The sequence below is a fragment of the Amycolatopsis sp. NPDC057786 genome (assembly GCF_042797905.1).
In the GTDB taxonomy this organism is placed as follows: domain Bacteria; phylum Actinomycetota; class Actinomycetes; order Mycobacteriales; family Pseudonocardiaceae; genus Amycolatopsis.
This window is the reverse complement of sequence record NZ_JBHVKW010000019.1, coordinates 41,235-60,629: the sequence shown is the minus strand read 5'-3', so window position 1 is coordinate 60,629 and position 19,395 is coordinate 41,235. Positions and strand designations below refer to the sequence as shown.

At 69.2% G+C, this 19,395-nt stretch carries 21 protein-coding genes; 12 read left to right on the top strand and 9 right to left on the bottom strand.

Features of this window, described 5'->3' with window-relative positions:
* The first annotated feature begins 60 nt into the window (after positions 1-60).
* Genes ACFVM3_RS14010 through ACFVM3_RS13995 form a run of 4 tightly spaced genes read left to right on the top strand, consistent with a single transcriptional unit; the run spans position 61 to position 4,332 of the window.
* Complete coding sequence (locus ACFVM3_RS14010; protein WP_378438637.1) at positions 61-441, top strand: hotdog domain-containing protein; 381 nt, start codon at positions 61-63, stop codon at positions 439-441.
* The gene (locus tag ACFVM3_RS14005; protein WP_378438636.1) at positions 438-1,952 is read left to right on the top strand and encodes a flavin-containing monooxygenase; all 1,515 of its coding nucleotides are present in this window, start codon (positions 438-440) and stop codon (positions 1,950-1,952) included. The genes ACFVM3_RS14010 and ACFVM3_RS14005 overlap by 4 nt, the downstream gene beginning before the upstream one ends.
* Positions 1,949-2,977: an alpha/beta hydrolase gene (locus tag ACFVM3_RS14000; RefSeq protein WP_378438634.1), complete on the top strand. Its 1,029-nt coding sequence runs from the start codon at positions 1,949-1,951 to the stop codon at positions 2,975-2,977. The genes ACFVM3_RS14005 and ACFVM3_RS14000 overlap by 4 nt, the downstream gene beginning before the upstream one ends.
* Positions 2,974-4,332, top strand: a complete 1,359-nt coding sequence (locus ACFVM3_RS13995) for a flavin monoamine oxidase family protein (protein ID WP_378438632.1) — start codon at positions 2,974-2,976, stop codon at positions 4,330-4,332. The genes ACFVM3_RS14000 and ACFVM3_RS13995 overlap by 4 nt, the downstream gene beginning before the upstream one ends.
* Here ACFVM3_RS13995 and ACFVM3_RS13990 read toward each other — a convergent pair.
* Positions 4,329-4,892: a PadR family transcriptional regulator gene (locus ACFVM3_RS13990; RefSeq protein WP_378438630.1), complete on the bottom strand. Its 564-nt coding sequence runs from the start codon at positions 4,890-4,892 to the stop codon at positions 4,329-4,331. The genes ACFVM3_RS13995 and ACFVM3_RS13990 overlap by 4 nt on opposite strands.
* A gap of 4 nt (positions 4,893-4,896) precedes the next feature.
* Positions 4,897-5,286, bottom strand: a complete 390-nt coding sequence (locus ACFVM3_RS13985; protein WP_378438628.1) for a VOC family protein — start codon at positions 5,284-5,286, stop codon at positions 4,897-4,899.
* Between the two features lie 172 nt (positions 5,287-5,458).
* Here ACFVM3_RS13985 and ACFVM3_RS13980 point away from each other — a divergent pair, with 172 nt between their 5' ends.
* From ACFVM3_RS13980 to ACFVM3_RS13965, 4 genes are all read left to right on the top strand, one after another.
* Positions 5,459-6,430: an anti-sigma factor RsbA family regulatory protein gene (locus ACFVM3_RS13980; RefSeq protein WP_378438626.1), complete on the top strand. Its 972-nt coding sequence runs from the start codon at positions 5,459-5,461 to the stop codon at positions 6,428-6,430.
* A 185-nt stretch (positions 6,431-6,615) separates the two neighbouring features.
* Positions 6,616-8,007, top strand: a complete 1,392-nt coding sequence (locus ACFVM3_RS13975; protein ID WP_378438624.1) for an NAD(P)/FAD-dependent oxidoreductase — start codon at positions 6,616-6,618, stop codon at positions 8,005-8,007.
* A gap of 22 nt (positions 8,008-8,029) precedes the next feature.
* The gene (locus ACFVM3_RS13970; protein WP_378438622.1) at positions 8,030-8,896 is read left to right on the top strand and encodes an alpha/beta fold hydrolase; all 867 of its coding nucleotides are present in this window, start codon (positions 8,030-8,032) and stop codon (positions 8,894-8,896) included.
* 40 nt (positions 8,897-8,936) lie between these two features.
* Complete coding sequence (locus ACFVM3_RS13965) at positions 8,937-9,497, top strand: PadR family transcriptional regulator (protein WP_378438620.1); 561 nt, start codon at positions 8,937-8,939, stop codon at positions 9,495-9,497.
* A gap of 227 nt (positions 9,498-9,724) precedes the next feature.
* On the opposite strand, the gene ACFVM3_RS13960 is transcribed toward ACFVM3_RS13965, so the two are convergent.
* The 4 genes from ACFVM3_RS13960 to ACFVM3_RS13945 all read right to left on the bottom strand — a co-directional run bounded on the left by ACFVM3_RS13960 (position 9,725) and on the right by ACFVM3_RS13945 (position 14,394).
* The gene (locus tag ACFVM3_RS13960) at positions 9,725-11,206 is read right to left on the bottom strand and encodes a SulP family inorganic anion transporter (RefSeq protein WP_378438618.1); all 1,482 of its coding nucleotides are present in this window, start codon (positions 11,204-11,206) and stop codon (positions 9,725-9,727) included.
* A gap of 179 nt (positions 11,207-11,385) precedes the next feature.
* The gene (locus ACFVM3_RS13955) at positions 11,386-11,772 is read right to left on the bottom strand and encodes a MerR family transcriptional regulator (protein ID WP_378438616.1); all 387 of its coding nucleotides are present in this window, start codon (positions 11,770-11,772) and stop codon (positions 11,386-11,388) included.
* Positions 11,773-11,839: 67 nt separating this feature from the next.
* Complete coding sequence (locus tag ACFVM3_RS13950; protein WP_378438614.1) at positions 11,840-13,489, bottom strand: polyketide antibiotic transporter; 1,650 nt, start codon at positions 13,487-13,489, stop codon at positions 11,840-11,842.
* On the bottom strand, positions 13,486-14,394 hold the full coding sequence (locus tag ACFVM3_RS13945) for an ATP-binding cassette domain-containing protein (protein ID WP_378438612.1): 909 nt from the start codon (positions 14,392-14,394) through the stop codon (positions 13,486-13,488). Before ACFVM3_RS13945 ends, ACFVM3_RS13950 begins: the two co-directional genes overlap by 4 nt.
* Positions 14,395-14,638: 244 nt before the next feature.
* Between ACFVM3_RS13945 and ACFVM3_RS13940 the strand changes: the two genes are divergently transcribed.
* Positions 14,639-15,331, top strand: a complete 693-nt coding sequence (locus ACFVM3_RS13940) for a winged helix-turn-helix transcriptional regulator (protein WP_378438611.1) — start codon at positions 14,639-14,641, stop codon at positions 15,329-15,331.
* Here ACFVM3_RS13940 and ACFVM3_RS13935 read toward each other — a convergent pair.
* The 3 genes from ACFVM3_RS13935 to ACFVM3_RS13925 form a co-directional block, all read right to left on the bottom strand.
* The gene (locus ACFVM3_RS13935) at positions 15,297-15,554 is read right to left on the bottom strand and encodes a hypothetical protein (protein WP_378438609.1); all 258 of its coding nucleotides are present in this window, start codon (positions 15,552-15,554) and stop codon (positions 15,297-15,299) included. The genes ACFVM3_RS13940 and ACFVM3_RS13935 overlap by 35 nt on opposite strands.
* Entirely contained in the window at positions 15,551-16,111 is a 561-nt protein-coding gene (locus tag ACFVM3_RS13930; protein WP_378438607.1) for a hypothetical protein, read from the bottom strand. The genes ACFVM3_RS13935 and ACFVM3_RS13930 overlap by 4 nt, the downstream gene beginning before the upstream one ends.
* A 105-nt stretch (positions 16,112-16,216) precedes the next feature.
* Positions 16,217-16,681 carry a hypothetical protein gene (locus ACFVM3_RS13925; protein ID WP_378438605.1) on the bottom strand — a complete coding sequence of 155 codons (465 nt, stop codon included), beginning with the start codon at positions 16,679-16,681 and terminating at the stop codon, positions 16,217-16,219.
* A 170-nt stretch (positions 16,682-16,851) separates the two neighbouring features.
* Between ACFVM3_RS13925 and ACFVM3_RS13920 the strand changes: the two genes are divergently transcribed.
* The 3 genes from ACFVM3_RS13920 to ACFVM3_RS13910 all read left to right on the top strand — a co-directional run bounded on the left by ACFVM3_RS13920 (position 16,852) and on the right by ACFVM3_RS13910 (position 19,377).
* Complete coding sequence (locus tag ACFVM3_RS13920; RefSeq protein WP_378438603.1) at positions 16,852-17,541, top strand: winged helix-turn-helix domain-containing protein; 690 nt, start codon at positions 16,852-16,854, stop codon at positions 17,539-17,541.
* Entirely contained in the window at positions 17,538-18,923 is a 1,386-nt protein-coding gene (locus ACFVM3_RS13915; RefSeq protein WP_378438601.1) for a sensor histidine kinase, read from the top strand. Before ACFVM3_RS13920 ends, ACFVM3_RS13915 begins: the two co-directional genes overlap by 4 nt.
* 238 nt (positions 18,924-19,161) lie before the next feature.
* A complete protein-coding gene (locus tag ACFVM3_RS13910) occupies positions 19,162-19,377 on the top strand; it encodes a hypothetical protein (RefSeq protein WP_378438599.1) in 216 nt (71 codons plus the stop codon).
* The last annotated feature ends 18 nt before the right edge of the window (positions 19,378-19,395 follow it).

The following is a 19,395-nucleotide window of genomic DNA, read 5'->3' as shown; positions in this document are numbered from 1 at the left end:
CACACACTCGATCACCTGACTTAATCGGATGACCTACTAGGTCCCCGAACAGGAGCTTTCATGCAAGTCATCCACCAGCGCTACGTCGCCCACTCCGAGGCTCACTACGCCGGGAACCTCGTCGACGGCGCGTTCGGCCTGGCGTTGTTCGGCGACGCCGGAACCCATCTCGCGATCGTCATGGACGGCCACGAGGGCCTCTTCGCGGGCTATTCGTCCGTCGAATTCCTGGCACCGGTGCGCGGCGGCGACATCGTCGAAGTCGAAGCGCGGCTCGCGGCGAAGGGCGACCGGAGCCGGACGATCGACTTCGAGCTGCGCGTCATCGCCCGGGCCCTCGATCACACGGGCGAGGCGGAAGTCCTCGCCGAGCCCCTCGTCGCCACCCGGGCCCGCGGGACCGGTGTCGTACCCGCCGACCGAAAAGGAAGTGCAGCATGAAGGACGCAGACGCGACGGAATCCGCCGACATCGTCGTCATCGGTGCCGGTATCTCCGGCATCGGCGCGGCCCGGCACCTGATGGCCGACTTCCCCGGCAAGAAGCTCCTTGTGCTGGAGTCCCGCGACTCGATCGGCGGCACCTGGGATCTGTTCCGCTATCCGGGTGTCCGGTCCGACTCCGACCTGCACACCTACGCTTACGAATTCAAGCCGTGGCGGCATCGGAGCGCGATCGCCGAAGCGCCGTTGATCCGTGAATACCTCGACGAAACGGTCACCGAATTCGGCCTGGACAAGGTCCTTCGCTTCGGGCACCGGGTGATCTCCGCCGACTGGTCGAGCGCCGAGGCGCGGTGGACGCTGCAAGTGGCCGTGAAGGACGGCACCGAACGCAAGACCATCAAGGCGGGCTTCGTCTTCAGCGCGACCGGCTACTACCGATACGACGAGGGGTACACGCCCCACTTCGAAGGCCGGGACGACTTCCGGGGCGACATCCTCCATCCCCAGCAGTGGCCGGAGGATTACGACCACAGCGGAAAACGCGTGGTGATCATCGGCAGTGGCGCGACTGCGGTGACGATGCTCCCGGCCATGCTGATGGGAGACGGCGCCGCGGCCCATGTGACGATGCTCCAGCGCACGCCCAGTTACATCGCCTCCCAACCGCGTTTCGACAACATCGCCGTCAAGCTCACCAAGCTGCTCGGCCCCAAGCGCGGCTACGCGGCCACGCGCCTGAAGAACATCTGGATCGACTTCCTGCTCGTCAGCACCCTGCGCAAGTTCCCCGATTTCGGGCGGAAGGCGCTGCGCAAGTGGACGCTCAAAGAACTTCCGGTGCACGTCGACGTGGACACCCATTTCAACCCGCCGTACGCCCCTTGGGACGAGCGTCTCTGCGTCACCCCGGACGGGGAGTTCTTCAAGGCACTCCGCGGTGGCAACGCCGACGTGGTCACCGACCGGATCGACCGCTTCACCGAGAACGGCATCCTGCTGAAGTCGGGCCAGGGGCTGGAAGCCGACCTCATCGTCACCGCGACCGGCCTCGTCATGCAGATGCTGGGCGGTATCCAGCCCACAGTGGACGGTCGCCCGGTGAAGATGTCCGATGCCCTCCTCTACCGCGGTGCCCTCATTTCCGGAATGCCGAACTGGGCCATGATGCTCGGCTACACGAAGGCGTCGTGGACCCTCCGCCTGAGCAACGTCTGCCGTCTGGTCGGCGACGTGCTCCGGCGCATGGACGCGAACGGGTACGACATCGCGGTGCCGGTCGTCCCGGAAGGCCTCGCCACCATGGATCTCCTCGATCTCACCGCGGGCTACATGCGGCGGGCGAAACCCGAACTTCCCCGGCAGGGCACCGAATTGCCGTGGCGGATGCACACGACCTTCGTGAAGGACAACCGGCTCTTCAAGGGCAAGCTGGTCGACCGGCACATCCGGTTCTCCACCCGGACCTCCGCGCCCGCGGACCTCACGAGCGCGGTGGCCGACTCATGACCACGGTGAGTCAGCGCCTTCAGCGGGCATTCGTCATCGCCTTGAGCCGCACCCCTCCCCCGCTCCTCAAGCTGCTGACACGCCCTCCGGTCAACAGTGCGGGCGATCGGATGGCGCCCGACGTCGCCCTCCTGATGAAGCTCACGGAAGCCGGTGGCGACTACAGCGATCTGCCCGCGACGGAGGCGAGGGCGGTGACCGAACGCGACGCGGCGCTGTTCGCCGACCGGATCGACCCTTGCCCGGTCGAGCAGGACGTGGATCTCGGCGATGGGCTCCGGGCGACCCGCTACGGCTCCGGCAAGCCCGCCCGCGGTTTGATTCTTTTCTTCCACGGCGGCGGATTCGCGCTGGGGAGCCGCGCGAGTTACGCCTCCCCGGCCCGGATGCTGGCGCGGGGAACGGGCGCCGACGTCCTGTCCGTCGAGTACCGGCTCGCTCCCGAACACCCCTTCCCGGCGGCGCACGACGACGCGCTCACCGCGTGGCACTACGCCGTCGAGCACGCGGACCCGCATCGGATCGTCGTCGCCGGTGAAAGCGCCGGAGGCAATATCGCCGCCGTGCTCTGCCAGCGGCTTCGCGGTGAAGCCGTCCAGCCGATGGCGCAGGTGCTCATCCAGCCGGTCACCGACATCTCGGAACGGCGTCCCTCCCATGACGAGTTCGCCGCCTCTCCCGCGTTGTCCGCCAAGCAGATCGAGTGGTTCGTCGGGCATTACCTCCCCGAAGGAACCGACCGTCTCGACCCGCGGGTTTCCCCGTTGCTGGCAGACGATCTGACGGGTCTCCCCCGCGCGATCGTGGCAGTCGCCGGATTCGACCCGCTCCGCGACGACGGACTCGCTTACGCGACCGCGTTGATGAGAAGCGGCGTACCCGCCGAGGTGATCCAGGAGCCCGAACTCGTGCACGGCTACATCGGCTTCACGGCGATCAGCCCGAGCAGCAGGGCGGCCACGATGCGGCTGGTACGAGCGGTCGCCGCAACGCTTACCTCAGCACCGGAACGGAGCAAGTCATGACCGAAACCGAGACGGAAGTCGTCGTGGTCGGCGCCGGGATGGCGGGGTTGATGGCGGCGACCACACTGTCCGAAAAGGACGTCGTCGTGCTCGAAGCGACCGGACGCGCCGGAGGTCGCGTGGAGTCGGTCCGCCAGGGTGACTACTGGATCAACCTCGGAACCCAGTTCACCGAGGGAACCGGCACCCTGATCGAAGCCCTCGAACGCCACCAGGTCGCCATGGGGACGCTGGCGGGCAAGAAGGTCGCCCTCGCGCTCCACGGAAAGCAGGTCGACACCTCGAATCCGTTCGGCCTGATGTTCCGCTCGCGGATGTCCTTTATGGACCGGACAGGGCTGGCGGCCGTCGGCGCCCGCATCCTCGTGGCGGCACCGTTCCTGCAGCTGGAACCCGGCAACCGTCTGGCGAAGCGAGTCCGGGCGAAGCTCGACACCCTCTCCGCGTCGTATGTCCTTCGAGGAGTCAAGTCCGAGGTCGCGCGGGACATGGTCCGGTCCTGGTCCGGGCAATGGATGGGCTGCGAGCCCGAGGAGACCGCCGCGACCCAGTTCGTCACCTCGATGGGCATTCTCCTGACCGATCCGGCGAAGGTGCCCAACTTCTCCTTGCCGGAAGGAGGAAACCAGACCCTCACCGATATCCTGGCCGCCGACCTCGGCGACCGGCTCCGGCTGAATTCGCCCGTGAAATCGGTGGAGTGGACCGAGAACGACGTCGTCGTGGACTACGAGAACGCGAACGGACCGGCGCGGATCCGCGCGCGCCGGGCGATCGTCGCCGTTCCCGGCGATGTGGCCGTGAAGCTCATGCCCGGCCTCCCGTCCGCGTATCGGACGGCCTTCGACGACATCCGCTACGGCCGGTACGTGGTGGTGGGTTACTTCACCCGCGAGGAAGGTCCGCAGCGGTGGGACGACTACATCGCCGTGTCGACACCCCGGCTGTCGTTCCAGGCGATGTTCAACCACGCCGCGGCCCAGCGCCGTCCTGGCCCACGAAAGCCGGGCGGCGCGCTGGCCTGCTTCGCGGGCGGCGCCGTGGCCGACAGCCTGTTCGAGCTCACCGACGAAGAGATCGTCACCCGGTTCACCGCGGATCTCCTCTCGCTCTATCCCGAACTCGAAGGGAAACTCGACGAGGGGATCGTCCGCCGCCACCCCAGGGTCGTGCCTTTCTGGGCGCCGGGCGGGCGTGCGTCGCTGCCGACCTTGCGACGGCACCTCGGCCCCGTGCACCTGGCGGGTGACTATCAGCTCGACATGCCTTCACTCGCCGACGCGGCCTCGTCGGGTGAGCGGGCCGCGAAGGAGGTTTTGGCGAGCCTGTCACCGCGACCTGCAGGACCGCCCTAGTCCTCACCCGCCATCCGGTAGGCGCCGTCCTCCAGGCGCCGGATCAGCCGGTCGGTCCATTCGACGCGGTGCCCGGCGGTGTGCAGCCACAGCCCGACGACCTCGCCGACCGGCCCCCAGCCGTCGAGGTCGGCATCGGGCGGCAGGTGCGCGGTGATACTCGCCTGCCACTGCCGCATCGCTTCGGCGCGTCGCCGGAGCAGGCCGATGGCCTCGGCACGGGTCAGGTCCTCGATGAGGCCCACCGCGGCGGCGAGCATGTCCAGCCGAGGATCGCGGCTGGCGAGTGCCTTGCGGAGCAAGGTGAAGTAGCTCTGTTCGCCCTTCGCGGTGATCTCGTATTCCATTCGCGGCGGACCGCCCGCCTCGCTGGGGACGGTCTCGTGGAGAACGAGCAGGTCCTGTCCGGTCATGGCCTTGAGCGCGTGATACACCGATCCCGAAGTCGCCGTCGCCCATTCGTGCGCGCCCCACGACTCCAGGTCGGAACGAACCTGATAGCCATGGGCGCGGCCACGCCGCCGGACCGCGCCCAAGACCAACAGGCGAACCGTCGACACGGGTTCAGCCCGGCGTGTTCGTGCTGAGCCACCACAACGTCCCGAACGGGTCGACGAAGCCGCCCATCCGGCTGCCGTCGTCCTGCGCGGTGATCGGCATGGCCGGCTTCGCGCCCGCCTCGACCGCCCGCGCGAAGACGTCTTCGGGGTCCGGCACGGTGGCCCACAGCTGGACGTGCACCGGGTCCGTCGGCGACTCCAGGCAGCGCATCCCGCCGGCGCCGGAGTCGGCGAAGAACACCACGCCGGTTCCGATCCGCGCTTCGGCGTGCACCATCCGCTCCGGATCCTCCGGTAGCGGGATCACGTTCGACACCTCGGCCTTGAACGCGCCTTCCAGGAACCGCCTGTAGGCCTTCGCGCTGTCCACCATCACATAGGGCGTAACCGACATCAGGAACTCCCCACTAGCCAAATTTAGCTACTTTAAGGAGGCTAACGCAGGTAGTCAAATTTGGCTAGCCGCCCCTGAGGCGACCGGCCGGATTCGCGGGGCGATTAGGCTGTACGGAAGAAGTAAGAGCCGAGGAGTACATGAATCCGCTGAACGAGGGCATCCGGTCGCGGTGAATCCGACCACGGCGGCCGCGGGCACCGACCCCTTCGTCCATCCCGCGTTGTTCTATCGCGGGCAGGACGACTACCTGGCGGGCACGCTTCCCTTCATCCGGCAAGGCCTGGACGACGGTGAACCGGTCGCGGTGTCCGTGCCGGGCCCCAACCTGGAACTGCTGCGTACGGCGCTGGGCCCGGACGCCGGGCGGGTACGGCTGCTGGACATGACCGAGGAAGGCCGCAACCCCGGCCGGATCATCCCCGGCGTCCTCCGGGCGTTCGCCGACGATCACCCTGCTGGACGCGTCCGCATCATCGGCGAACCCATCTGGGCAGGACGATCCGAACTCGAATATCCGGCATGCGCCCAACACGAGGCACTGATCAATCTGGCCTTCACCGGCCGTGAGGTCACCATCCTCTGCCCCTACGACGTCACCCGCCTCGACACCCGCGCGCTGACCGACGCCGAGGCCACCCATCCGCTCCTGATCGACTCCACCGGCGAGCGCGCCAGCGCCGGCTACGACCCCGACCGCATCATCACCGGCTACAACACGCCGCTACCCGAACCGGCCCCGGCCGAGCCCGCCGCGTACACCACTCTCGACGCCGTCACCGGCGACGCGGTCTCCCTGGCCGAAGCCCGGGCGATGGCCCGCGGTCAGGCACAGCGGGCCGGCCTCTCCGACGATCGGGTGGGAGACGTCGAACTCGTGGTCGCCGAACTCGTCGCCAACAGCGTGGACCACGGCGGCGGTCAAGGACGGCTCAGCATCTGGCCTGAGGACGGGCTACTGGTCTGCGAAGTCCACGACACCGGCCACGTGACCGATCCGCTGGCCGGACGACGGCCCGCCTCCCCCGGACAGCTGCGCGGCCGCGGGCTCCTGCTGATCAACTATCTGTCCGACCTCGTACGCCTCCACACCGGGCCGCAGGGCACCACCGTCCGCGCCTGCTTCGCCACTACACGGCGCTGACCGCCCGCTTCGCCCGCCCCACCCAGACAGCCCGGCCGACGTCGCGAAAGCCACTTTCGCAACGTCGGAGGTTGCGAAAGTGGCTTTCGCAACACGCCACAGTCGCCTGCCCTACCCCAAGCGGCATCCAGGTGTCCGAAGGGCGGACGATTGACTCGTCATACTCAACAAGTTATATATGAACAATGTCCTATCGACGCTCCGGCCGGGCAGCGGTGCTCGGCGCGGGGATCGCCGGTCTCGTGACCGCACGGGTTCTGTCCGAGCATTACGACGAGGTGGTCGTGGTCGAGCGTGACGAGCTCCCGGATCTTCCGGGGCATCGGCGCTTCGTGCCGCAGTCGCATCACGCGCACGGCCTGCTGGGCTCCGGCCGCCGGGTACTGGTCGGGCTGTTCCCCGGCCTGTCGGCGGAGCTGGCCGACGGCGGCGCGCTCACCCCTGGTTCCGGCGATCCCGCGCTGGGAGATCGTTCGCTCTTCCTGGTCCGCGGCGCGACGACCATCCGGATACCGGCCTGGTGGAGCGCGGGTTTCGGGGCGAGCCGGATCCTGCTCGAACACGCGATCCGCGCCCGCGTACGGGCACTGCCGAACGTCACGGTCCTGGACCGGACACCGGCCACCGGGCTGCTGACCGACCGGTCCCGCCGCCGGGTCACCGGTGTCCGGACGCCCGGCGAGGAGCTGGGCGCCGATCTGGTCGTCGACGCGTCGGGCCGGAACTCGCCGCTGCCGCAGTGGCTCGAGCGGATCGGGTACCGGCCACCGCCGCGTTCGGTCGTCCATTCCGACGTGCGCTACGTCAGCGTGGTCACCGAACCCGATCCGTCCTTCGATCCCGAGTGGCTGGCCATCCTCGGCGGCCAGGCCGAATCCGGCTCCTCCGTCGGCGGCGTCGTGCTTCGCGTCGAACACGGCCTCCTGCACATCTCGTTCGGCTCGATCGCCCGGCGCGGACCGGTTCCGGCGGACCTTGCCGAGTTGCGCGGTTTCGCCGACCGGCTGACGGCACCGGTGGTGGCCGAGGCACTTCGCCGCTCGACGCCGGCCGGCCCGATCCGCACCTTCCGTGTCCGCAGCAACACCCGGCGGCACTACGACCGCGCTCGCGAGATGCCCGAAGGCGTGCTCGCGCTCGGCGACGCCGCCAGCGCGGCCAATCCCATCTACGGCCAGGGAATGAGCGTGGCCGCCCTCTCCGCGGCCGCGCTCGGCCGGGTACTCGCCGACGGCGACGACGCGGGGTTCGGGCGCCGGGCGGCACGGGCCATCGCCGCCACGTCCGCCGAGGCGTGGCGCCTCGCGCTCGGCGAGGACCTTCGCTACGGATGCCGCACCGAAGGGGTTCGTGCACCGTGGACGGCCAGGTTCGGTGAGGGCTACCGCAACCGCCTGGAACGAGCGGCGGCGCTGGATCCCGAGGTGGCGTTGGCCTTCAACGACGTACTCAATCTCCACCGGCCGCTGTCGTCGCTCGGTTCCCCGCGGATCGCCCGCCGGGTGCTGCGGCCGTTGCGTGACCGCGATCCCGGCCCCCTGTCCGCGACCGTCGCCGCCGTACTCGGCGCCGCCTGAACCCGTCCGAGCGAGGAGCCCCATGTTCCGGCCACAGTTCGTCGACGTCGACGACGTCCTGCTCCACGTCGAGACCGACGGCCCCGAAGACGGTCCGGCCGCCCTGTTCCTCCACGGCTGGCCCGATCTCTGGTTCACCTTCGAGCCGCAGATGATCGCGCTCGCCGAACAGGGGTACCGGACGCTGGCGCCGGATCAGCGCGGCTACGGCCTTTCGTCCAAACCCGCCACCGTCGCGGACTACGAGATGCCGCGGCTGGTCGACGACATCGTGCTCCTCATCGAGCGGCAGGACGCGGCGCCGGTCCATCTGGTCGGGCACGACTGGGGCGGGGCGGTGGCCTGGGCGGTGGCGATCGACCGGCCCGATCTGGTCCGGTCGCTGACCATCGTCAACTGCCCGCATCCGCAGGTGTTCGCCGAGTCGTTGAGACGTATGCCTTCCCAGCTGCTGCGGAGCTGGTACATGGTGGCGTTCCAGATCCCCGGTCTCGCCGAGGCCGTCCTCGGCGCGCGCGGCGGCGCGGTCCTCGCGGCGATGCTCGGACACGGCGCCCGGCTGAGCGAGGCCGACCTCGACCGGCACCGCGCCGTCTGGCGTCATCCCGGCACGATCCAACGGCCGCTTTTCTGGTACCGCGCGATGTTCCGGACGATGTGGCGCTCGCGGCGCGCCGAATCCGACCCGACGGTACGCGTACCGACCCAGATCATCTGGGGACGCCACGACGGTGCGCTCGGACGGCATCTCGCCGAACCCAGTGCCGCCCTGTGCGAGCGCTCCGAACTGCACTGGCTCGACACGAGACATTGGCCGCACCGCGAACAACCCCGGCACGTCACCGAACTCCTCGCCGCCTGGTTCGCACGGCACGCGGACCGGAGCTGATCGATTGCTATTCTCCGGGTCTCCCGCCGGAAGGAGCCCGATGCTCAGATTCGCCCTGCTGGGTTTCCTGCTCCGGCAGCCGATGACCGGCTACGATCTGGCGACCGCGATCCGCGCCAGCATCCACTTCGTCTGGCCCGCCCAGCTCAGCCAGATCTACCGCACGTTGAGCCAGCTCGAGGACAACGGGCTGGTCGTGTCCGAAGTGGAGCCACAGCAGAGCAGGCCGGACCGCCGCGTGTACACGATCACCGACGCCGGGCGGACGGCGTTCGATTCCTGGCTGAGCGAACTGGTCACCGAACTCGACCCGGTCCGCGTGCCCTTCATGGTCCGCTTCTTCTTCGCCGGTTCCCGTCCGCTGGAAGACACCGTGACCCAGCTCCGCGTGATGCGCGACCTCCACGTCAAGGACCGCGAGCGGCTCGCCGTCGAACTGCCGGACCAGATCGCGGCGGCCTCGGCCCTCACCGGCGGCGGCGAACTCGATCCCCTCGTCTGGGACTCGGTCCGCCGGGCAGGCGAGATGATGGCCCAGACCTGGGTCGACTGGATCGACGAAACCATCGAACGGCTCCAGCGGGCCGCACGCGAAGCCTAGGCGCTGTCCTGCGAGTCCTGCTCGCGGATGGGGCCGGCGGTGGGCTGAAGGCTCCCTTCGCCGCGTCTGACGCGGTGAAAGGAGCCTTCGCCTCCGGCCTCCGGGTCGCGAGTGGCAAGGGCGGTTAGAACCGTCGCTACCCGAGCAGCGTCCCTTGTGGACGGTCAAGAGCACGCCAGGCTCCTTGGCGACCCACTCCACCACTGACTCGATCACGCCACTTTTGACTAATGACTGCCCGTGAGTTCGCCGGAGAGCTTCCCGTGCATGCGCGCGCTGTGCTTGTTCAGCCCGACGATCTCGACGGTCTTGCCACGTGATGCGTACTTGGTGGTGATCGCGTCGAGTGCGGCGACGGTGGAAGCGTCCCAGATATGGGCGTCGGTGAGGTCGACGACGACCTTCTCCGGGTCGTTCGCGTAGTCGAACTGGTAGACCAAGTCGTTGCTGGAGGCGAAGAACAGCTCTCCGGTGACGGCGTAGACGACCTGGGTGCCGTCGGGGTCGACCACGGCGGTCACGTCGACCAGATGCGCGACGCGGCGCGCGAAGATCACCATGGCGGTGATCGAGCCGACGACCACACCGATGGCGAGGTTGTCGGTGGCCACCACGACGGCCACGGTGACCACCATGACGAGGGTCTCGCCCCACGGCATCCGCTTGAGCGTGGCCGGGGCGACGCTGTGCCAGTCGAAGGTCCCGAAAGCCACCAGCACCATCACCGCCACCAGGGCCGCCATCGGGATCTGCGAGACCAGTGGGCCGAAGACGATGCACAGGATCATCAGGAAGGATCCGGCCAGGAACGTCGACAGCCGGGTCCTGGCGCCGGCGGTCTTCACGTTGATCATCGTCTGCCCGATCATCGCGCAGCCGCCCATCCCGCCGAAGAAACCCGTGACGACGTTCGCGACGCCCTGCCCGATGGCCTCGCGGGTCTTGTTGGAATGCGTGTCGGTGATGTCGTCGACCAGCTTCGCCGTCATCAGCGACTCCATCAAGCCCACCAGGGCGAACGCCAGCGCGTAGGGCGCGAGCATGCCGAGCGTGCCCAAGGTGAACGGCACATCGGGAACGCCGGGCGCCGGGAGCGAGGAGGGCAGGACACCCTTGTCCCCCACGGTCGGGACCGCGATCCCCGCGGCGATCGTCAGCGCGGTCAAAGCCACAATGGACACCAACGGCGCGGGAATCACCTTGGTGAGCTTCGGGAACAGCACCATCAGCACGAGCCCGCCCGCGAACAGCGGGTACACCGGCCACGGCACGTCGATCAGTTCGGGCACCTGCGCCAGGAAGATCAGGATCGCCAGTGCGTTGACGAAGCCGACCATGACACTGCGCGGCACGAACCGCATCAGCCTGGCCACGCCCAGCGAGCCGAGCACGATCTGGAACAGGCCGCCCAGGATCACCGTGGCGATCAGGTAGTCCAGCCCGTGCTCACGCGCCAGGGGCGCGACCACGAGCGCGATCGCCCCGGTCGCGGCGGAGATCATCGCCGAACGGCCGCCCACGATCGAGATCACCACCGCCATGGTGAACGACGCGAACAGCCCGACGCTCGGGTCCACGCCCGCGATGATCGAGAAGGAGATCGCCTCCGGGATCAGCGCGAGCGCGACCACCAGACCGGCGAGGATTTCGGTGCGGGCGACCTTGGGCGACGACCACGACGGGCGTGTGCGGCGCAGCCGCGTGGACACCTGGGTCACAAGACTCGACACAGACGGACGACCTGACTTTCTCGGCGCTGAAGAGACGTGGGCGCGAGCTGACCCGGATCAGTCACGGTGCCGCCGGCAACTCTCACCTTACGTTAGAGTATGGATCCGCGATTCGCGAAGGTGCCCGGCCCGATTGAGGGCGGGATCACGTCCGGCGACTACGAACGTGTGCGGCTGGGATCGTGCGAGCGCAGGAGAGCGGCGAATTCCTCGGCGATCACCAGCTTCGCGCGCAGCTCCGCGCACGCCTTTTCAGCGGTCGCCCCGAATTCCGCCAGGCGAGCCGCCGGGTCCTCGATCTCGGGGCTTCCCGGCGTCGGGTCGAGAATGGCCAGCAGATCGCGCATCTCCTCCAACTGGAACCCCAGCGGCTTCATCCGCTTGATCAGTTCCAGCCGGTCCACGTCCGGGTCGGTGTAGAGCCGGAAACCGCCTTGGCTGCGCGCGCTGGGAACCACCAGGCCGACTTCCTCGTAATAACGGATCGTCCGCAACGACAGCCCGGTGCGTTCGGCCACCTCGCCGATCTGCATCCGCTCGCCCACACCGGTTCCTTCCTCAGCGCTCCACACCACCCTCTCACGTACCAGTATTGTCGCCGCACCCGCCGGTTCAGCCGCTCAGGTCCCGGCGGTGATGGCCGAGGACGCCGAGTGCCGCCAACGCCCCGGCGACGAGCAGGAGAAGAACGGTCGCGAACCGGTCGGGTGGTACTTCGGGCACGGCGGCCAGATGGGAGTACGGGGAGAAGTACGTGAGCCACTCGGGCGCGTCAGTACTGCGCAGGATCACGGTGAACAGAAACCCTCCGGCTACGGGGAGCGCCCCCACCGCCGCGACCGCGCGCGGTGCCCAGCCGAGCGCTAGAGCCGCGGCCCCGAGCGAGAGCAAGGCGACCGGCGCGACGTTCGCCGCTCCGGCGAAGGCCGCCGTGATGGACAGCGGAGCACTCACGATGGCCGCACCACACCAGATCATCGATCCCGCGGCGGCCAGCAGGCCCAGCACACCCAGCCCCGTGACCAGGAGTTCGGTGAGCACGATGCGGTGCCGGGAAAGGGGCAGTGCCAGCAGCGGGGTCAGCCGCCGATCGGTCTCGGCCGCGGCGAAGGCGGCGATCCGCGTCGCGGCGTAGAGACCGACAGGGATCGTGAGCAGGCTGAACATCGCCGCCGCGAATCCCTCGGCGGTGCCGAGGCCACCGAATCCCGCGGCCGACGCCAGTTCCGCGAAGCGCGGGTTCTCTCGCAGGAAACGCAGAATCGACCCGATGAGGACTCCGACGAGCAGGAAGTAGGCCCCGATCGCCAGCGACCAGGCCGCGGTGGGGCGCATCGCGCGCCGGACGGCGAAGCCGGTGACCGATCCCAGCAGCCGTATCCTCGGCCGCCGCCTGCCGCTCGAAGGGTTCAGCACTCCCCGGCCGACGTCCCGGCGCGAGCAGGCGAGCGTCGCCGCCGCGCTGAGCAGCACCGGGAACACGGCGAGGACGAGCAACGGAGCGATCCTGTCGTCCGCGTAGGGCGCGGTCAGTGCGGTCAAGCCGAACGGAGTACCCCACGAGGCCCAGGACAGCGCGCCGACCCCGTCGGCGATCATGCGCAGCGCCAGACCGCCGCCGAGCGCCGCGACAGCGAGCCCCGTGGCGGTGGAGCGGGCGGGCACGAGCTGCGCGGCGAGGACGCCCGCCGCGGCGAAGGTCATCGTCACGCCGAAAAGACCCGCGGCGTGGATGAGCGCTCCCTCGGGCCGGGTCCCGGTGACCAGGAGCGCCAAGGCCACCGCCGCGGCGATCGCGGCCGCCGCGGCACCCAGTACGACCAGGACCCGCCTCAGCTGATCGACCGCGCGCAGACGGCCCGCGAGCAGCAGGTCGGCGCGGCCGGCGTCCTCCTCGCCGCGGGTGAGCCGGGTGGCGGTCAGCAACGCCCACACCCCGGCCAGGATCTGGACGGGGGTGCCCGTGCGCCAGACGGTGAACCCGCCCGGATCGTCCAGCGCGACCGGCGGCCCGAACAGGATCCGGATGGCGGGGTTCTCCGCCAGCGCCCGCAGCGCCGCGCCGTTGAGCTCTCCGGCGAAGGTGGCTTGATACTGGCCCGCCACGACGGCCGACATCCCCGCGGCCGCGAGGCCGACGAGCAGTGCCCCTCGCCGGACCCGCCGCGCGAAGTGCCGCGTGACGGCTCCGCCCGCACTCCCTCGTGCCGCGATCTCCCGTTCCGACCTCGGCCTCACCGTTTCCGCCGGTGTCGTGGTCATCGCGCGGTCTCACCGTAGTAGTCGAGGAAGATCTCCTCGAGTGTCGGTTCACGCATCGCGAGCATGGTGACCTCGGCGGCGGCGAGCGCTCGCAACGCCGGGCCCGGTGGCCCGGACAAGGTGAACCGCAGGCGTCCCTCGTCCAGCCGCTCGATGTCCATCACCCCTGGAACGTCCACAAGAGACGGTTCCGGGCCCCGATGGCCGATCTCCACCGAAGTTCGGCGCAGACGCCGCAACTCGGTGATTCCCGAGATCTCCACCAGCCGTCCCGCCCGGAGTATCCCGACCCGGTCACAGACGGCTTCGACCTCGGCGAGCTGGTGGGAGGAAAGGAACACCGTCTGCCCGCGCTCCCGTGCCTCGGCCACGCATCGCCGGAAAACCTGTTCCATCAACGGATCGAGTCCACTGGTCGGCTCGTCCAGCACGAGCAACGGCGCCCGGCTGGCGAACGCGGCGACCAGCGCGACCTTCTGGCGGTTGCCGGTCGAATAGGTCTTGGCGGGCTTTCCGGGATCCAGCTCGAAGCGGCGTACGAGTTCGGCGCGATAGCCCGGATCGACGCCCGGGCCGACCTTGGCCAGCAATGCGAGGATCTCACCGCCGGTCAGGTCCGGCCACAACGCGACGTCACCCGGCACGTAGCCCAGCAGGCGATGTGCCCGCCGGACATCGGCGGCGGGAACGCCGAACACCGTCGCCGTCCCCGCGGCCGGGCGGATCAGGCCGAGCAGCAGCCGGATGGTGGTGGACTTGCCCGCACCGTTCGGGCCGAGGAAGCCGAACACCTCGCCGGGAGACACGGTCAACGAGAGATCGTCTACAGCGAGCGTGTGGCCGAACCGTTTGGTCAAGCCATCGACGCGGACCGCCGGAGGACGTGACGGTGCGACAGAGGACATGGGAGCCTTTCGTGGTCGGCGAATTCCGTTGCCGACCAGACTTCCCGGCGCACCTGCGGGAAATGTACTCCCACCGGTGCGCGGGCACCAGGGGAATCGTCAGGCAGTCGTCAGGTTCACTCCCGCGCGAAACCGGAAGAATGACCGGAGGTCGAAGGCACGCGAGGAGAGCGATGAGCGTAGAGACCCCGAGTGCCAAGGACGTGACTGTCCGGTCGTTCGGCGCCGTCGTCCAGGTGCGCTGATGCGCTACGAACAGCACTGCCCGATCGCGCTGGCGGCCGAGGTGGTCGGCGAACCGTGGACACTGCTGATCATCCGTGAACTGCTGCACGGCAGCACCACGTTCCCCGACATCGCGAGGGGAGTGCCGGGTATGTCCGGCGGATTGCTGACCAGACGGCTCCGGAAGATGGAGACCGCGGGTCTCGTCACCCTGCTGCCACCGGATCGGCCACGCGGCGCGGAGTTGACCGAGGCCGGCCGCGAGCTGTCGGCGGTCATCGAACCCCTTGGCAACTGGGGAGCGCGCTGGTTGCCGCCGCCCCGGCACGGAGACCTCGACCCCGGCCTTCTCCTGCGTGACATCGCCCGCGGGATCGACCTTTCCGCCTTGCCCGCCAACGCGGTGACGGTCCATTTCCGGTTCGCCGAATCGCCAGGGCCGCGCTGGTGGTGGCTCGTGCTCTCCCAAACCGTCGCGGCACCGACCGTCCACGATCCGAGGCTGCCCCAAGCGATGCGGATCGACTGCACCCTCGGCGCGCTGGCCAGGGTCTGGCTCGGTCACACGGACTGGCTGGAAGCGCTGCGGGAGAAGGCCATCGTGATCACCGGGCCTCGTGGATCCGTGCGCGAGGCCATCGCCTGGCTCGGCACGAGCCGCTTCTCCGGCGGACGACCTACCGAGGTCGGCGCACCGGCGCCGTCCTCATAGGCCGATCCGGGACATGCCGTCGCAGGGGCGGGGCCGGGTCCGGCCGGTTCGCCCAGGAATCGAACAGCAGGACGAGCCCGGCGAAGGCCACGCATCCGAGCCCGAGCGGCCACAATCCCTGAGTCGCCATCAGGGCGCCGACCAGCACGGCAGGAACGGCGGCGAGCAGGCAGAACGGATCCAGCCTGCCGAAAACGGGACGCCGCCCGTCGCTCGATCTCATGGCACTTCTCCTCTCCTCCCGGCCTGGGCCTCCAGCAGCTCGGCCGCCCGTAGCTCCGCGACTCGCGCCTTTTCCTCGGCCTCCTCCGCGAGCTTTCGATGGCGGGCTTCCGCGAACGCGTCGCCTCTCCGCCGGACGGCTTCTCCGCGTTCCCGCTGTCCCTCGGCACGTCTGATGGCCGCGTAAGCGCGCTGCACCTCGACCTCGTGCGCATGTGACCCGCGCGCGAACCGTCCGGCCCTGCCCCGGTACTCCACGGCGATCGCGAGCTCGTCGTAGGCCATGTAGTGACAGGACGACATTTCGGCGAGATCCCGTAGCCGCCGAGCCGGCATAGGCTCGCCCTCGGCGACCAGTTCGGCCGCCCGGTCCAGGTACTCCCCCGCGACCCGGCGCAGGCGGGCCGCTTCACTTCGCAGCCGCTTCGCACGCGCCGCCCCGTTGTCGCCGGTGCGCCCGGTGTCCGGCTGTCCGATCGTGGTGGTCGCCGGCTTCACGGCGTCGCCATGGAGCAACTCGGTGAGTGCCCTGCTCCGCAGCCTGACGGTGGGCGGCATCGTGTCTCCTCGTTCATGACCCGGTGTGCGGCGCACACCGAGCCTGTCACGGAGACGCCGGGCCAGACCTGACGAAAACCTTACGATCGGCGCCGGGGCCCGTGGTCAAACCGTGCGCGCCTCCGCGGCACGGCTGTCCGCCTCCCGCGCGGCCGCCTCGTGCCTCCGGGCGGCCGTTTCGTTTCCGGCCGTCCTCGCCGTGCACGCCGCGGCGCGTTCACGATGTGCTTCGGCACGCCGGATCGCGGAGAACGACCTGTCCAGCAGCAACGTCCTTTGTGGAGATTCGCGGGGCAGGGCCTCGGCCCTGACTCGGGCTTCCGTCGCGTTGGCGAGTTCGTGATACGCGAATCCGTGATGTGCGGCCACTTCGCCGAGAAGACGTCGCGTTTTCGCCCGCTGAAAGGAATCCGGCGCCTCTCCCGCTTCGAGTTCCGCGGCCGAAGCACGATGCCCGGCGGCGACGGCCCACAGCCGGTCCGCGTCGTCACGCCGCCGTCGCACTTCCGGGCGGATCTCCTGTGCGGTGACAACCTCGCTCTCCGCCGTGAACACATCGGTCGTCGTCACGTCGTGGTCCCTCCCTCGGGTTCGGCGACTGTGATTCACCCTGACACGACGACGACCCATCGCAACTGACGAGTGCCTTACGATCGAGGTCGGCGTTCAAGCCGGGGTTCCGGCGCGGCCCTGCTATCGTCGGCCGCGGTGTGCCGGGAAGTCTGGTCGGCGGAAGGGAGATGCCGGCTGTGTCCACTCGTGTACTTCTCGTCGAAGACGACGCGATGATCAGTGAGGCCCTGAGCCTGGCGCTCGCCGATGAAGGTTTCGACATCGAGTGCGCGGCGACCGGCGAAGACGGTCTCGAACTCCTCGAACGGATCCAGGTCGACGTCGTCCTGCTCGACCTCATGCTGCCGGGCATCGACGGCCTCACGGTCTGCCGGTCGGTGCGCGGCCGAGGCGCGCTGCCGATCATCGTGATCACCGCCCGCGCCGATACCCAGGACGTCATCGCGGGCCTCGAAGCAGGCGCGGACGACTACGTCACCAAACCACTGGTCGCCGGGGAGCTCGCGGCGCGGATCCGGGCCCTGCTCCGCCGCGCCGCACCGCCTCCCCCGTCCCGGTTCACCTTGGGCGGGCTCGAGATCCGGCCCGACGAGGAGAGTGTGCTGCGGAACGGGTCACCGGTGCACCTGACCCGCACCGAATTCCGTCTGCTGACAGAGCTCACGTCGGCCGAGGGGAAGGTCGTCACCCGCGAGCAGTTGCTGCAACGCGTGTGGGACCACGACTATTTCGGGGACACGAGGCTGCTCGATGTCCACATCAGACGGTTGCGCCGCAAGATCGAACCGGACCCCGACAATCCGACGCTGGTGCTGACCGTGCGCGGACGCGGTTACCAAATCGCCTCCGGCTCATGACCCGCGCGGTCCGCGCCACGGTGCGCCGGCTTTCCCTGCGCTGGCGGGTCGCGGCCGCGTTCGGTCTCGGACTCGCGCTGGTGATGACGGTGCTCGGCATCGCGACCTGGAACCTGACCACCGGCTACATGCTCGACCAGCGCGAGCAGAGCACCGCCCGGCAATCCGAGGTCAACGTCGGCCTGGTCGACAAGGCGCTGGCGGAACACTCGGACAACCTCGACGAACTGCTGACCGGGCTGGCCAGCGGTCCAGACTCGTCGATCCTGCTGTCGCGGCCGGACGGCTGGCTCACCAGCGGACGGCAGATCCGGCCCGAGGCCGTGCCCGCGAGTCTCCTGGAGAGCGCCCGCGACGGCGTCGCGGCAAGACAACGCTTCACCGCCGACGGCATCCCCGTCCTCGCCATCGCGACCCCGGTCGGCAGCGGCGACAGCATCTACGTCGAGCTGTATCCCTTGCTGGAGCTCGATCGCACGTTCCGGTACCTCAGCTTCCTGCTGATCACCGGCACGGTCGTCGCCGCGCTGTTCGGAGTCGCTCTCGGCGCTTGGGCGACCAAAAGGGCCCTTCGCCCGCTCGCCGCGCTCCGGGGGGCCGCTTCCCGCGTCGCACGGGGAGATCTCACGACACGGCTCCCCCACCAGAACGACCCCGACCTCGCCCCGCTGGCCACCAGCTTCAACACCACGACCGAGCAACTGGAACAACGGGTCCGCCGCGACAAACGCTTCGCCGCCGACGTCAGTCACGAGCTCCGCTCACCGCTCACCACGATGATCAACGTCACCGAAGTGATGGTCCGCAGGCAGGACGCCATGCCGGAAACGGCCCGCAAGGCCTTGGGGTTGCTCAGCACGGAACTGCACCGCTTCCAGCGGATGGTCGTCGACCTGCTGGAAATATCCCGGGCCGATCAGGACGACACCGAAGACTCCGTCGAGCTGGTGGATCTCGACGCCCTGGTGCGCAACGTCGTCGACAGCAGGAACGCCGCCGGGGTGCGCATCGACACCGAGCCCGGCACCCCACTCGTCTCCGCCGACCGCCGTCGTATCGACCGGGTCGTCACCAACCTGCTCGACAACGCCGACCGGTACGGCGAAGGCGCCGTCGCCGTGACCGTGCGCAGGAACGGTGATCGGGCGAGGATCGAAGTGGACGACGCCGGCAGCGGTGTCCCGCCCGCGCTGCGCGAACGCATTTTCGAACGCTTCGCGCGCGGTCTGCACGCCGGACGCCGCGACCGCGAAACCGGCAGCGGCCTCGGGCTGGCCATCGTCGCCGACCACGTCCACCGCCACGGCGGCACGGTCTGGGTCGAGGACCGGCCCGGCGGTGGTGCCCGCTTCGTCGTCGAACTCCCGGAAGCCACGACATGAACCTTCGCTCGCTCCTGCTCGGTTCGGCCGTGGTGGCGTGTCTCGGCGGCTGCGGGGTGACCACCCAAGACGAACCCGAGCCGATCGCCACCCTCGTCCCGACCATGACCCCGACCGTCTCCAGCCGATCGGTGGCGCCGACGCCGTGCACTCCTCCGCCGCAAACGTCAGGCACTCGTCAGGTGCACTCCCCTCCACCGCCGACACAATGAAGGCAGTCGTCGTGAGGAGGAGGGACATGACCGTCCACGATCACCGGACCGACGACATCACCGAAGAAGTGCGCGAATGGCTTTCCCGCGAGTTCGCGGCCTCGCTGTCGGCGGCGGCCGTCGACGACATCGTGCGGTCGGCCCATGCGGATCTCGACGGTCAGATCCGGCCCGACGCGATGGGCGAGATGCTGCACCGGCTGGCACGATTCCGCGTGCTCCGGGTGCTGGGCGACCGATGAGCTGCGGCACAGCCCGCT

Excerpts from the sequence above, each read along its gene's own strand:
- ACFVM3_RS13935 (WP_378438609.1), bottom strand. The coding sequence starts at position 15,554 with ATGAGATCGAGCGACGGGCGGCGTCCCGTTTTCGGCAGGCTGGATCCG.
- ACFVM3_RS13965 (WP_378438620.1), top strand. The coding sequence starts at position 8,937 with ATGCTCAGATTCGCCCTGCTGGGTTTCCTGCTCCGGCAGCCGATGACC.
- ACFVM3_RS13995 (WP_378438632.1), top strand. The coding sequence starts at position 2,974 with ATGACCGAAACCGAGACGGAAGTCGTCGTGGTCGGCGCCGGGATGGCG.
- ACFVM3_RS13950 (WP_378438614.1), bottom strand. The coding sequence starts at position 13,489 with ATGACCACGACACCGGCGGAAACGGTGAGGCCGAGGTCGGAACGGGAG.
- ACFVM3_RS14000 (WP_378438634.1), top strand. The coding sequence starts at position 1,949 with ATGACCACGGTGAGTCAGCGCCTTCAGCGGGCATTCGTCATCGCCTTG.
- ACFVM3_RS13985 (WP_378438628.1), bottom strand. The coding sequence starts at position 5,286 with ATGTCGGTTACGCCCTATGTGATGGTGGACAGCGCGAAGGCCTACAGG.
- ACFVM3_RS13920 (WP_378438603.1), top strand. The coding sequence starts at position 16,852 with ATGCCGGCTGTGTCCACTCGTGTACTTCTCGTCGAAGACGACGCGATG.
- ACFVM3_RS13930 (WP_378438607.1), bottom strand. The coding sequence starts at position 16,111 with ATGCCGCCCACCGTCAGGCTGCGGAGCAGGGCACTCACCGAGTTGCTC.
- ACFVM3_RS13940 (WP_378438611.1), top strand. The coding sequence starts at position 14,639 with ATGCGCTACGAACAGCACTGCCCGATCGCGCTGGCGGCCGAGGTGGTC.
- ACFVM3_RS13915 (WP_378438601.1), top strand. The coding sequence starts at position 17,538 with ATGACCCGCGCGGTCCGCGCCACGGTGCGCCGGCTTTCCCTGCGCTGG.
- ACFVM3_RS14005 (WP_378438636.1), top strand. The coding sequence starts at position 438 with ATGAAGGACGCAGACGCGACGGAATCCGCCGACATCGTCGTCATCGGT.
- ACFVM3_RS13975 (WP_378438624.1), top strand. The coding sequence starts at position 6,616 with ATGTCCTATCGACGCTCCGGCCGGGCAGCGGTGCTCGGCGCGGGGATC.
- ACFVM3_RS13945 (WP_378438612.1), bottom strand. The coding sequence starts at position 14,394 with ATGTCCTCTGTCGCACCGTCACGTCCTCCGGCGGTCCGCGTCGATGGC.
- ACFVM3_RS13970 (WP_378438622.1), top strand. The coding sequence starts at position 8,030 with ATGTTCCGGCCACAGTTCGTCGACGTCGACGACGTCCTGCTCCACGTC.
- ACFVM3_RS14010 (WP_378438637.1), top strand. The coding sequence starts at position 61 with ATGCAAGTCATCCACCAGCGCTACGTCGCCCACTCCGAGGCTCACTAC.
- ACFVM3_RS13910 (WP_378438599.1), top strand. The coding sequence starts at position 19,162 with ATGACCGTCCACGATCACCGGACCGACGACATCACCGAAGAAGTGCGC.